This window comes from Amycolatopsis sp. NPDC059021 (assembly GCF_042739895.1).
Classification (GTDB): domain Bacteria; phylum Actinomycetota; class Actinomycetes; order Mycobacteriales; family Pseudonocardiaceae; genus Amycolatopsis.
On sequence record NZ_JBHYIQ010000062.1, the window covers coordinates 46,514 to 58,906 of the forward strand.

Annotated in this window: 10 protein-coding genes; 9 read left to right on the forward strand and 1 reads right to left on the reverse strand. The window is 69.4% G+C overall.

The features are described 5' to 3' along the window. Window positions 1-258: 258 nt before the first annotated feature. From ACFWX1_RS30655 to ACFWX1_RS30685, 7 genes are all read left to right on the forward strand, one after another. Entirely contained in the window at window positions 259-1,392 is a 1,134-nt protein-coding gene (locus tag ACFWX1_RS30655) for a BMP family protein (RefSeq protein WP_378327498.1), read from the forward strand. A gap of 184 nt (window positions 1,393-1,576) precedes the next feature. Further along, complete coding sequence (locus tag ACFWX1_RS30660) at window positions 1,577-3,193, forward strand: ABC transporter ATP-binding protein (RefSeq protein ID WP_378393227.1); 1,617 nt, start codon at window positions 1,577-1,579, stop codon at window positions 3,191-3,193. Continuing rightward, a complete protein-coding gene (locus ACFWX1_RS30665) occupies window positions 3,190-4,287 on the forward strand; it encodes an ABC transporter permease (RefSeq protein WP_378393229.1) in 1,098 nt (365 codons plus the stop codon). Before ACFWX1_RS30660 ends, ACFWX1_RS30665 begins: the two co-directional genes overlap by 4 nt. Further along, the gene (locus tag ACFWX1_RS30670; protein WP_378393231.1) at window positions 4,284-5,552 is read left to right on the forward strand and encodes an ABC transporter permease; all 1,269 of its coding nucleotides are present in this window, start codon (window positions 4,284-4,286) and stop codon (window positions 5,550-5,552) included. The genes ACFWX1_RS30665 and ACFWX1_RS30670 overlap by 4 nt, the downstream gene beginning before the upstream one ends. Further along, window positions 5,552-5,941, forward strand: a complete 390-nt coding sequence (locus tag ACFWX1_RS30675) for a cytidine deaminase (RefSeq protein ID WP_378393233.1) — start codon at window positions 5,552-5,554, stop codon at window positions 5,939-5,941. The genes ACFWX1_RS30670 and ACFWX1_RS30675 overlap by 1 nt, the downstream gene beginning before the upstream one ends. 226 nt (window positions 5,942-6,167) lie before the next feature. Then, entirely contained in the window at window positions 6,168-6,584 is a 417-nt protein-coding gene (locus tag ACFWX1_RS30680) for a hypothetical protein (protein WP_378393235.1), read from the forward strand. Window positions 6,585-6,668: 84 nt separating this feature from the next. Further along, window positions 6,669-7,952 (forward strand): thymidine phosphorylase, encoded by a 1,284-nt coding sequence (locus ACFWX1_RS30685; protein WP_378393243.1) that lies wholly within the window; start codon window positions 6,669-6,671, stop codon window positions 7,950-7,952. Between the two features lie 419 nt (window positions 7,953-8,371). Here the strand turns inward: ACFWX1_RS30685 and ACFWX1_RS30690 are convergent, their stop codons facing one another. After that, entirely contained in the window at window positions 8,372-9,469 is a 1,098-nt protein-coding gene (locus ACFWX1_RS30690; protein ID WP_378393237.1) for a PA containing protein, read from the reverse strand. A 213-nt stretch (window positions 9,470-9,682) separates the two neighbouring features. On the opposite strand from ACFWX1_RS30690, the gene ACFWX1_RS30695 reads away from it, so the two are divergent. Together ACFWX1_RS30695 and ACFWX1_RS30700 are read left to right on the forward strand one after the other, a co-directional pair. Next, window positions 9,683-10,804, forward strand: a complete 1,122-nt coding sequence (locus tag ACFWX1_RS30695; protein ID WP_378393239.1) for an adenosine deaminase — start codon at window positions 9,683-9,685, stop codon at window positions 10,802-10,804. Window positions 10,805-10,913: 109 nt separating this feature from the next. Further along, window positions 10,914-12,140 carry an MFS transporter gene (locus tag ACFWX1_RS30700; protein ID WP_378393241.1) on the forward strand — a complete coding sequence of 409 codons (1,227 nt, stop codon included), beginning with the start codon at window positions 10,914-10,916 and terminating at the stop codon, window positions 12,138-12,140. Window positions 12,141-12,393 lie beyond the last annotated feature (253 nt).

The window sequence follows — 12,393 nt, forward strand, 5'->3', positions numbered from 1 at the left end:
TCCCCTCTTCATTTTAGCTTTTGGGTATTTTCCTCGCATCCCACGCGCTAAAAGACCCCTTCAGCACTGATCACGGTCGGTGAGGGCATGATCGCGAATGCCGCCTGCCGAGTAAACGTTTGTGTTACGTAGCGTGCCTTTCCTATGGAGCCCTCCTGGCCGTTAGGTACGGTCTGGCGGTCGAACCCGGCACTGGGGCCGGGTCGTTCTCTGACACATCCGCTGGATCAGCGGGGAGGGAGACACACGGTGCGTCGCATGCGTGGAACCGCGCTGGCCGCCGCGACCATGGCCGGGGTACTCACCCTGGCCGGGTGCGCGAAGGACTCCGGCGGTGGCAGTAACAACAACGCCTCGGGCAACCAGGCAGGCAGCTGCGTGACCGCGCCGAAGCCGCCCGCGGCACCGCCGTCGTCGAGCACCAGCAAGACGGGCGAGAAGGTCGACGGCAGCAAGCTCAAGGTCGGCCTGGCCTTCGACGTCGGCGGCCGGGGCGACGCCTCGTTCAACGACGCGGCCGCCGCCGGGACGGACAAGGCGAAGTCCGAGCTCGGCGTCACCCAGGTCAGCGAGAGCACCGCCGGTGCGAGCGAGGACGAGGCCGCGAAGCAGCAGCGGCTGGAGCAGATGGCCGCGCAGGGCCTCAACCCGATCGTCGCGGTCGGGTTCGCCTACGCGAAGTCGGTCGCCGCCGTCGCCCCGAAGCACCCGGACACCAAGTTCGCGATCGTCGACGACGACTCGATCAACCTCCCGAACGTGACTCCGCTGGTCTTCGCCGAGGAGCAGGGCTCGTTCCTGGCCGGCGTCGCCGCGGCGTACAAGAGCAAGAACTGCCACGTCGGCTTCGTCGGCGGCGTCAACACCCCGCTGATCCAGAAGTTCGAGGCCGGCTTCCTGCAGGGCGCGAACCAGGTCTCGAACAAGATCAAGATCGAGCACGAGTACCTCACCCCGGCCGGTGACTTCTCCGGGTTCCAGGACCCCGCGAAGGGCAACGTGAAGGCCGCGGCCGAGATCTCCAACGGCGCCGACGTGATCTACCACGCCGCGGGCGCCTCCGGTAAGGGCGTGTTCGAGGCGGCGAAGGCCAAGCAGGTCTCCGCGATCGGCGTCGACTCCGACCAGTACAACCAGAAGACCGTCGCCGACAGCAGGGACGTGATCATCACCTCCATGCTCAAGCACGTCGACGTCGCGGTCTTCGACTACCTCCGCGCGGTCGCGAAGAACGACCTGAGCTCGCTGCCGAAGCGGTTCGACCTCAAGGTCGACGGCGTCGGCTACTCGACCTCGGGTGGCAAGGTCGACGACATCAAGGACGTCCTCGACGGCTACCAGGCCCAGATCGTCGCGGGCCAGATCAAGGTTTCGGACAAGCCGCAGAAGTAGTACGCAGCGTGCACGGCCCGGAAGGGGATCCCCTTCCGGGCCTCCGCTGTTTACCAATCCGACCGAAAGTAGGCGGATACGGTCCGCAGCCGACCTGCTCGTAGGTACCCGTTTCCGCCGTGGCTGCTGGCGGATTGGTAACCAACGGCACAGTGACGAGAAGAGAACTGGAACTCATCACCTCATGAGCACTTCCGAGTCTCCGGCCGCGGCGGTCCCCGACCGGGGCGTCCCGGCCGTCGAGCTGACCGGGATCACCAAACGCTTTCCCGGCGTGGTGGCCAACTCCGACGTCAACCTCACCGTCGCCCTCGGCGAGGTGCACGCCCTCTGCGGCGAGAACGGCGCGGGCAAGTCCACCCTGATGAAGATCCTCTACGGTATGCAGCAGCCGGACGAGGGCAGCATCGCGATCAACGGCAAACCGGTGAAACTGCGGAACCCGCAGGACGCCATCAAGGCCGGGATCGGCATGGTGCACCAGCACTTCATGCTCGCCGACAACCTCACCGTCGGCGAGAACGTCTTCCTCGGCGCGGAGAACCTGCACGGCATCGGCCGGGCCGCCCGCGCGCGGCTGGCGACGCTCGCCGAGCGGACCGGCCTGAAGGCCGACCCCGGCACGCTGCTCGAAGAACTGGGCGTCGCCGACCGGCAGCGCGTCGAGATCGTCAAGGTGCTCTACCGCGGCGCGAAGATCATCATCCTCGACGAGCCCACCGCGGTGCTCGTGCCGCAGGAGGTCGACGCGCTCTTCGAGACCGTGCGCGCGATGCAGGCCGAGGGCTACACCTTCCTGTTCATCTCGCACAAGCTCGACGAGGTCCGCGCGATCGCCGATTCGGTCACCGTGATCCGGCGCGGGACCACGGTCGGCACCGCCGACCCGAAGACGATCACCAGCCGCGCGCTGGCCGAGATGATGGTCGGCTCCGAACTGCCCAGCCCCGAGACCCGCGAGTCCACCGTCACCGACCGCGACGTGTTGCGGCTGGACAGCGTCCGGCTGTCGGTCGAGGGCTCCGAGCGCAACGTCCTCGACGACGTCACCTTCACGGTGCACGCGGGCGAAGTGCTCGGCATCGCCGGCGTAGAGGGCAACGGGCAGACCGAGCTGGTCGAGACGATCATGGGCATGCGCAAGGCGACCGGCGGCACGATCGAGCTGGTCGAGCAGGACGGCCTCGCGCACGACCTGACCAGGATCGGCACGCTCGCCCGCCGCGAGGCCGGGATCGGCTACATCGCCGAGGACCGCACGCGGCACAGCCTGCTGCTCACACAACCGTTGTGGGCCAACCGGATCCTCGGTTACCAATCACGCAAACCGGTCTCGAGTGGACAGTTGCTCGACATCGCGGCCGCGCGCGAGGACACCCGGCGGATCGTGCGCGAGTACGACGTGCGCACGCCCGGCATCGACGTCCCCGCCGCCGCCCTTTCCGGTGGTAACCAGCAGAAGCTCATCGTCGGGCGGGAGCTGTCGGGCAACCCGGTGCTGCTCATCGCCTCGCATCCGACGCGCGGCGTCGACGTCGGCGCGCAGGCGCTGATCTGGGAACAGATCCGCCAGGCGCGCGCCGACGGCCTGGCCGTGCTGCTCGTCTCGGCGGACCTCGACGAGCTGATCGGGCTGTCGGACACCATCCAGGTCATGCTGCGTGGCAGGCTGGTCAGCCGCGCCGATCCGGCGACCGTGACCCCGCAGGAGCTGGGCTCGGCGATGACCGGCGCCGGTGACGACGCCGCGGAGTCCACTGTGGACACCGACGGCAACGTGGAAGGGGGTGCGGCGGAATGAGTTCGTGGCGCACGAAGGTGCTGCCGCCGCTGCTGGCGATCGTGTTCGCCCTGCTGCTGTCGGCGATCGCGCTGATCATCTCCGGCGCGGATCCGCTGACCGCGTACGGCACCATGATCGGCCAGCTGTTCAAGGGCTCCACCGCCGTCGACACGGTGAACCTCGCGACGGTCTACTACCTCGCCGGGCTCGCGGTGGCCATCGGCTTCCAGATGAACCTGTTCAACATCGGGGTCGAGGGCCAATACCGTTTCGCCGCGGTGACCACCGCGATCATCGGCGGCGCGCTGAACCTGCCCCCGGTCATCCACACCGTGGTGATCCTGCTGGTCGCGTTGCTGGCAGGCGCGCTGTACGCGGCGATCCCGGCAATCCTCAAGGTGACCCGCGGGGTCAGTGAGGTCATCTCGACGATCATGCTGAACTCGATCGTCGGCGGCATCGTCGCGTTCCTGATCAACCCGGACGCGTTCGGCGTGCTGACCGGCAACAACCTCGGCACCAGGCCGATCGCGCCGTCCGGGCACATCCCCGGCATCCCGCTGGGCTCGGGCACGCTGTTCGGGTTCGTGATCATCGCCGCGCTGATCGGCGCGGGCTACTGGTTCATGCTCAACCGGACCCGGTTCGGCTTCGAGCTGAAGGCCAGCGGCGAGTCGCCGACGGCGGCCGCGGCGGGCGGTGTCAACGCCAAGAAGATGACGTTGATCGCGATGCTCACCTCCGGTGCGGTGGCGGGCCTGATCGCGATGCCGGAACTGCTCGGCCGCGACTTCAGCTACGGCATCACCTCGACCCAGATGTACGGCTTCACCGGGATCGCCGTCGCGCTGCTCGGCCGGAACCATCCCGGCGGGATCGCGCTCGGCGCGCTGCTGTGGGCGTTCCTCGACAAGTCCGCGGTGTCGCTGGAACAGATCCACGTGTCCAAGGAGATCGCCACGATCATGCAGGGGATCATCGTGCTGTCGGTCGTCGTGGCCTACGAGGTCGTGCGGCGCGCCGATCTGGCCGCCGAGCAGCGCCGGGTCGGCCGCGCGCTGGCGGGCAACGGCCGCAAGGGTTCCAGCGTCGCGGAAGGGGGTGCGGTGTGACGATCACCGAGAACCCGTCAGCCGCTCCGGTCACGGTCGCGGTGCGCCGCCGGAACCGGATTCCGGGCTGGCTCAAGGGGGTCATCTGGGCCGTCGTGGCGATCGCCGTACTGTCCATGGCGTCCTACGCCACCGGCGTCGACACGCTGACGTCGAGCAACACCGCGCACACCGCGTTGCGTCTCGCGCTGCCGATCCTGCTGTGCGCGCTCGGCGGTCTGTGGGCCGAACGCGCCGGCGTGGTCAACATCGGTCTCGAGGGCATGATGATCCTCGGGACGTGGGGTGCCGCGTGGGGCGCGTACTACGGCGGTGTCTGGGCCGGCCTGGTCGCGGCGATCGTGTTCGGCGCGCTCGGCGGCCTGCTCCACGCCGTCGCGACGGTCACCTTCAACGTCAACCACATCGTCTCCGGTGTGGCGATCAACCTGCTCGGCCTCGGCATCGCGAAATACCTGTCGAACCTGGTGTTCACGCCGCTGTCCGGGAACCCGCGGCAGTCGCCGCCGGTGCCGAAGTTCGACACCTACTCGGCGACGTTCCTCGGCGACTGGCTCGGCGATCTGGAAAAGGCAAGGCGCGTCGGGATTTCCGACGTCGCCGGGATCCTGCACGGCCTGGTCACCGAGGTCGCCCCGCTGACGATGCTGGCGATCGTGCTCGTGCCGGTGAGCTACCTCGTGCTGTGGCGGACCCGGTTCGGCCTGCGGCTGCGCTCGTGCGGGGAGAACCCGGTCGCGGCGGAGTCGCTCGGTGTCAACGTCTACCTGCACAAGTACGTCGCGATGCTCATCTCCGGCGGGCTGGCGGGCATGGGCGGGGCGTCGCTCGTGCTGCTTTCCGGCGGCGCGGACTATCTGGAGAACCAGACCAACAGCCGCGGCTACATCGGCCTCGCGGCGATGATCTTCGGCAACTGGCGGCCCGGCGGGCTGCTCGGCGGCGCGGCGCTGTTCGGGTACGCGGACGGACTGCAGCTTTCCGGCGGGGGCAAGGCCGTGCTCGCGCTGCTGTACGGCACGGTGATCCTGCTCGGCGTGATCGTGGTGGTGCAGCTGATCCGGCGGCAGTGGATCGCCGCCGCGATCGGCGTCGTCGGCGCCGGGGTGCTGTACGCGATCTACTGGGCGAACGACTCGCTGCCCAGCGACCTGATCCCGTACACCGCGCACTTCGTGACGCTGATCGTGCTCGCGGTCGCCTCGCAACGGCTACGGCCACCACGCGCGGACGGCGTCCCGTACCGGCGGGGCGAGGGCGACTGATGTCTACTGTGGACTGGGAGTCGCTGCGGGAGTGGGCCGTGGAGGCGGCTTCCCACGCGTACGCGCCGTATTCGGGGCTGCACGTCGGGGTCGCCGGGGTCGTGGACGACGGGCGGATCGTCACCGGCTGCAATGTCGAGAACGCTTCGTACGGCCTGGCTCTGTGTGCCGAGTGCACGATGGCCGGCCAGTTGCGGCTGTCCGGCGGCGGGCGGCTCGTCGCCGTCGCGTGCCGCAGCGGCGCGGGCGAACTGCTGATGCCGTGCGGGCGGTGCCGTCAGATCCTGTTCGAACTGGGTGGTTCGTCGTGCCTGGTGGACACGCCGCGTGGCGTGCTGCCGATGTCCGAGGTGCTGCCCGACGCCTTCGGGCCGGACGATCTGCCCTGAGCGGAGTTCCCCGGCGGACGCTGTGCCGTCCGCCGGGGCGCTGTGCGGCGCCGATCGGCGAGGTTAGAAATTTTCTCGTCTTTGCGATAGTTTGTTACCCGTGTTACGGTCGGCCCAGCCCATGGGGGGCTAGGGGAGGGGCTGACCGAACTTCCGGTGTTATCGGTCCCGCCCGGATTCGGCACGGGTGACCGCTTCGGCCATCCGGGAATGGGGGTCGTCGAAAATGCTCCGGAAAATTCTGCTGGGTGCCGCGGCCGTTCCGCTGGCCGCCGGTTTTCTGGTTTCCGCTCCCGCCGCCGCGTCGGCGGCCGGAACGCTCAATTGTCACGTCAACTGGAACGGCGCGATCAAGAGCTGTCTCCAGCTGGTGATGGCGCCGGACGGGCACACTCTGCAGCGGATCGTCGCCACGCAGGTCAACGACCGTGGTTGCGACACACCGAGCGTCGAGCACGACCGGGTCAACCGCACTTATTTCAAGATCTGCACGAACAACCAGGTCCTGCAGTACGCCGACACGGACAGCCTGTGGATCGGCAAGAACTATCCGAGCGGCGCCGAATTCTGTCTCACCTGGGAGACGCTGAACCCGCCGAACACCTCGCCGACCGTGCCGAAAACCTGCGCGACGGTGAACTGAACCGCCGGTTCCGTCCCGCCGCTTCGAGTGGCGCCGATCCGTTTTCCAGGACGGTAGGATCGGAATCCTATGAGCGAGCACAGAATCGAAGCATTCGCGGCCGTCGACGTCATCCGCGCGAAGCGGGACGGCGGGCGGCTGAGCGACGAGCAGATCGCGTGGGTGGTCGACGCCTACACGCGCGGCGTCGTCGCCGAGGAGCAGATGTCCGCGCTGGCGATGGCGATTTTCCTGCGGGGGATGGAAGCGGGCGAGATCGCCCGGTGGACCGGCGCGATGATCGACTCGGGGGAGCGGCTGGCACTGAAGGTCGACCGGCCGACCGTCGACAAGCACTCGACCGGCGGCGTCGGCGACAAGATCACGCTGCCGCTGGCGCCCCTGGTCGCGGCCTGCGGTGCGGCGGTGCCGCAGTTGTCCGGGCGCGGACTCGGGCACACCGGCGGCACACTGGACAAGCTGGAGTCGATCCCGGGCTGGCGGGCCGCACTGTCCACTGAGGAGATCACCCGGCAACTGTCCGAAGTGGGCGCGGTGATCTGCGCGGCCACCTCAGGCCTCGCGCCCGCCGACAAGAAGCTCTACGCGCTGCGCGACGTCACCAGCACGGTCGAGTCGATCCCGCTCATCGCCAGCTCGATCATGAGCAAGAAGATCGCCGAGGGCGCGGCCGGGCTGGTGCTGGACGTCAAATCCGGTTCGGGCGCCTTCATGAAAACGCTTTCGGACTCCCGGGAGCTGGCACGGACGATGGTCGAAATCGGGGCCGCGCACGGCGTCGCGACCACGGCCGTGCTGACGGACATGAGCGTGCCGCTCGGCCAGGCGGTCGGGAACGCGATCGAGGTCGCGGAGTCGGTCGAGGTGCTGCGTGGCGGTGGCCCGGCCGACGTCGTCGAGCTGACGGTGACGCTGGCACGCGAGATGATCGCGCTGGCCGGACTGTCCTCAGTGGACCCCGCCGAGGTGCTGGCCTCGGGCCGCGCGTACGAGACGTGGTGCCGGATGATCGCCGCGCAGGGCGGCGACCCGGAGGCGCCGCTGCCGAAACCCGCCCACGTGCACGTCGTCACCGCGCCGGAGGACGGGGTCCTGGCGTCGCTGGACGCCTACGCCGTGGGCATCGCGGCCTGGCGGCTCGGGGCCGGACGGGCACGCAAGGAGGATCCGGTGCAGGCCGCCGCGGGCGTGCGCTGCCTGGTGAAGCCCGGCGAGCCGGTGGTGGCGGGGCAGCCGCTGCTGGAACTGCACACCGACACTCCGGATGCCGTCCCGGCAGCCCTGGCCGCTCTGACCGGCGCCTACAACATTTCGGACACGGCTTCGGAACGTACCCCCCTGGTCTTCGACACCCTCCACACCGCCTGACCCCGTGTCGTCCATCCAGGCACGCGAGTCGTCCGTCTGGGTACGCGAGTCGTCCGGTTCGGTACACCGGATTTAACGCGAAAATGACGCGGCCCTGTCAGACGAACGGCGTGTTCGGGAGGTCTCGGGCGTCCCGAACGCTCCATTGAGGACGTTCAACGTCCCGAACGCGTCGTTCGGGACGTCACGGCGGTGCTGCCGGGCAGTGCGGCGGCTGTGCCGAGGGCGCCTTCGGTGCGCTCACCGCACCGAGGGACGCCCTCGTCGCACTCACCGCACCCAGGGCGTCCCTCGGTGTCTCCGCGCATCCGGCAAGCCGTGCTCACTGCCTGGCCGCCGCGGTGCTCCGGACATGACGGTGCCCCCGCCGGGAAGCCCGGCGGGGGCACCGTGGTGAAGAGTTAACGCGTGAAGATCACTCAGTCGGAGGAGTCGTCCGAGGCGTCGGACGAAGCGGCCTTCGACTTGGCGTCGGCGGACTTCGGCGCGCGGCCGTTGCGCGAGCTGCGCCGCGGCTGACGCGGGGCGGGCGGCGGCGGGGCGATCTGCTGGACGGCGGGGCCGCCGCCGAGCATCAGCTCCGCGAAGGTAGCCATCGCCTCGTCGAGCTGCCCGCCGATGCGGCGGACCGACTCGTCGTTGCTCTTGCGCACCAGGGAGTCCACCGAGTCGGTGTCCGGCTGCTTGGCCAGCGTGCCCTCGACCTTGGACAGCCCGCTCTTGAGCGAACCGTCGAGGTCGCCGAGCCTGCCGCCCAGGTCGCTCTCCACCTTGTCGAGCCGGGAGGCCAGGTCGTCGAGCCTGCCGGTGACGGTGTCGAGCTTGCCGCCGAGGCCGTCGAGGCGCTCGGAGGCGTCGACCATCTCGCCGGTCTCGGTGACCGCGGTCTTGAGCGCCTCGGTGGCCGCGCCGATCCGCTCCTTGGTCGCGCGGTCGAGGTCGTCCACGCGCGAGCGCAGTTCGGCGTCGGTGGAGTCGATCCGCTCGCGCAGCCCGGACTCGGCCTGCTCGATCCGCTCGCGGACCGGGCCGTGCACGGCGGCGGGGAGCGATTCGAGGCGCGCGTCCTGCTTGTCCAGGTGGCCGCCCAGCTCGTCGAGCCTGCGGTGGATGTTCTGCAGCTTGTCCTCGAGCCCGTCCATCCGGCCGGCGACGCCCTCGAAGCGCGCGGCGACACCGTCGAGGCGGCCGTCGAGCTGGGCGAAGGGCTTGGCCAGCTTGTCGACGATGCTCTCGACCGCGTGGGTCAGCGCGGAGAGCGCGTTGTCCTGGGCCTCGAGCCGCGACATGGCCTCGTCGAGCCGCTCGGCGAGCACGCCGACCTCGGTCCGGTCGGGCAGCTCGGACAGCCGCTTGCGGACGGCGCCCAGCGAGTCCACCGGGGCGAGCCGGGCGTAGATGTCGTCCAGCGCGTCGAAGATCTGCTGCTGCTCGCTCTCACGCACTTCGGCCGCGCGCACCAGCATGTTGCGCATCCGGTCGAAGGACGGGGCGGCAATGTGGTTGTCAGTGGTCACTGCGGTGTCCTTCGTCGGCGGGGAAAATGGGAGGGACGTGTTACGAAGCTTATCCATTGCGAAATTGCTGTGTGTATGACCCCCGTGAAGCACGCAATGCCGAGGTCGCCCCCGGATGGCCGATTCAGTCGGTGATCGTCAACGCTCAGGGTTAGGTGGAGGCTGAGCGTTAGGGCCATGTAGGGGAATGACACCAAGACTACCGTTGGATCCATGTCAGACGGAAGCACAGTAACCCCAGTGACGCCCGTACCTCCGGCGTCGAGCGCGGAGACCCTGCGCCGCGCGCCCAAGGTCCTCCTGCACGACCATCTCGACGGCGGGCTGCGGCCCGGCACCGTCGCCGAACTCGCCGAGTCGACGGGGTACACGGGCCTGCCCACAACCGACGTCGACGCGCTCGGGCGGTGGTTCCGCGAGGCCGCCGACTCCGGTTCGCTGGTGTCGTACCTGGAGACGTTCGCCCACACGTGTGGCGTGATGCAGACGGAAGAGGCGCTGGTCAGGGTCGCCGCCGAGGCGGTGGAGGACCTCGCTGCGGACGGCGTCGTGTACGCCGAAGTTCGTTACGCACCGGAACTGTTCGTCGAACGCGGGCTGTCACTCGATGCGGTGGTCGAGGCCGTGCAGGCGGGCTTCGCCGAAGGCGTCAGCCGGGTAGCGGAGCGTGGTGCCGCCATCCGGGTGGGGACGCTGCTGTGTGCCATGCGCCAGCACGCCAGGGCACTGGAGATCGCCGGGCTCGCGGTGCGTTACCGCGACGCGGGCGTGGTCGGGTTCGACATCGCGGGACCGGAGGACGGATTCCCGCCGACCCGTAATCTCGACGCGTTCGAGTTCCTTCGCCAGAACAATGCGCATTTCACTATTCACGCCGGTGAAGCGTTCGGGCTCGCTTCCATTTGGGAGGCCATTCAGCACTGCGGCGCCGAACGGCTCGGGCACGGTGTGCGCATCGTGGACGACATCAAGACCGACGCCGACGGAACGGTCCATTTGGGACGGTTGGCGGCCTATGTCCGGGACCGCCGGATCCCGCTGGAGATCTGCCCGACGTCCAACGTGCAGACCGGCGCGGCGCCCTCGATCGCCGAGCACCCGATCGGGCTGCTGGCCCGGCTGGGCTTCCGGGTGACCGTCAACACCGACAACCGGCTGATGAGCGGGTGCTCGATGAGCAGCGAATTCGCGGCGCTGCACGAGGCGTTCGGCTTCGGCCTCGACGACCTGCGGTGGTTCACCATCAATGCGATGAAATCGGCGTTCATCGATTTCGACGACCGGTTGAAGCTCATCAACACCGTGATCAAGCCGGGATACGCCGCGCTGGCCTGAGTTTCCCCGCCCGGAACGCGGCCGCCGGAAGGCGGTTGCGTTCCTTAGCATGCCCAACTATATTTCAGTATATAGGAACTGGGTCTCAAAATATGGGATAGTGGTGACGATGTCGCAGGTCGCGAGCGCGGGTGTGGTCCGGGAAAAACCTCGGGTGAACCGGTGGCTCGTGCTCGCGCTCGGTCTCGCCGCGCAGACCGCGAGCTGCACTTTCCTGTACGGCCTTCCCTTTCTGGTCCCCGCGATGCGGGCGACCGCGGGACTGACCCTGGCGCAGGCGGGCACCGTGGTCGCGGCGCCGAGTGCCGGGTTGTTGCTGACCCTGATCGTGTGGGGCGCGGCTGCGGACCGTTACGGGGAGCGGCTCATCATGGCGCTCGGCCTGGGCGCTTCGGGGTTACTCCTGGTGTTCGCCGCGCTCGGGACTCACTCGGTCGGCCTACTCTTCGGGGTGTTTCTGGCTGCCGGTGCGTGTTCGGCGTCGGTCAACGCGGCGAGTGGCCGGGTGGTGATGGGCTGGTTCTCCGCGTCCGAACGCGGGGTGGCGATGGGCATCCGGCAGACCGCGCAGCCGCTGGGCGTCGGCGTCGCCGCGCTGGGGCTGCCGCCGCTCGCGGAGCACTGGGGTTTCCGGGCCGCGATGCTGCTGCCCGCGGTGCTCGCGGTGGTCGTCGCCGCGCTGGTCGTCTGGCTCGTCGTGGACCCGCCGCGCCCGGTTGGGCCGGGTGCGGGGCCGGGCGCGGGCTCGGGTGAGAAACCGCCGTCGCCGTACCGGAAACCGGCGCTGTGGCGGCTGCACGGCGCGAGCGCGCTGCTGGTCGTCCCGCAGTTCGCGGTGTCGGCGTTCGCGCCGGTGTACCTGGTTTCGGTGCAGCACTGGGGTGTGCTGGCGGCGGGCTGGTTCCTGGCGGTCGTCCAGGTGCTGGGCGCGCTGGGCAGGCTGGCCTCGGGCTACTGGTCCGACCGCGTGGGCAGCAGGCTGCGGCCGATGCGGCAGCTGGCGGTGGCGAGCGCGGCGGCGATGCTGCTGGTCGCGCTCGGGGACGCGACCTGGCCGTGGCTGGCGGCGCTCGCGCTGGCGCTGGCGGCGGTGATCACGGTGAGCGACAACGGTCTCGGCTTCACCGCGTCGGCCGAACTCGCCGGCGTGGCCTGGTCGGGCCGCGCGATGGGCGCCCAGAACACCGCGCAGAACCTCGCCTCGGCCCTCACCCCGCCGGTGCTGGGCCTGGTGATCGGCGACTCGCGCTACGCGCTGGCCTTCTGCGTCGCGGCGATCTTCCCGGCGCTGGCCATCACTCTGGTCCCGACGCGCGCCGAACACCTCGGCTCCTGAGCCACGGGGCGCACGCCCAGGACCCCGCTTGCCCCGCGCCGCGCCATCCCCAGGGTGTCCCCCACCCTCTCCGGGGGGCGACCCCAGCAACATTCTATCGGCGAGGTACGACAGTCCCGGGTTTTCCGGGGCGCGGGGCCGAAGTTATCCACATTCGGGGGCGGCTGTGGACAGGTGACCGCCGGGGTGCGGCGGGGGCGGGGGGGGGCGGCCCGGGGCGGCGGGGGGGAGGGCGAACACCGAGCCGGCGGGA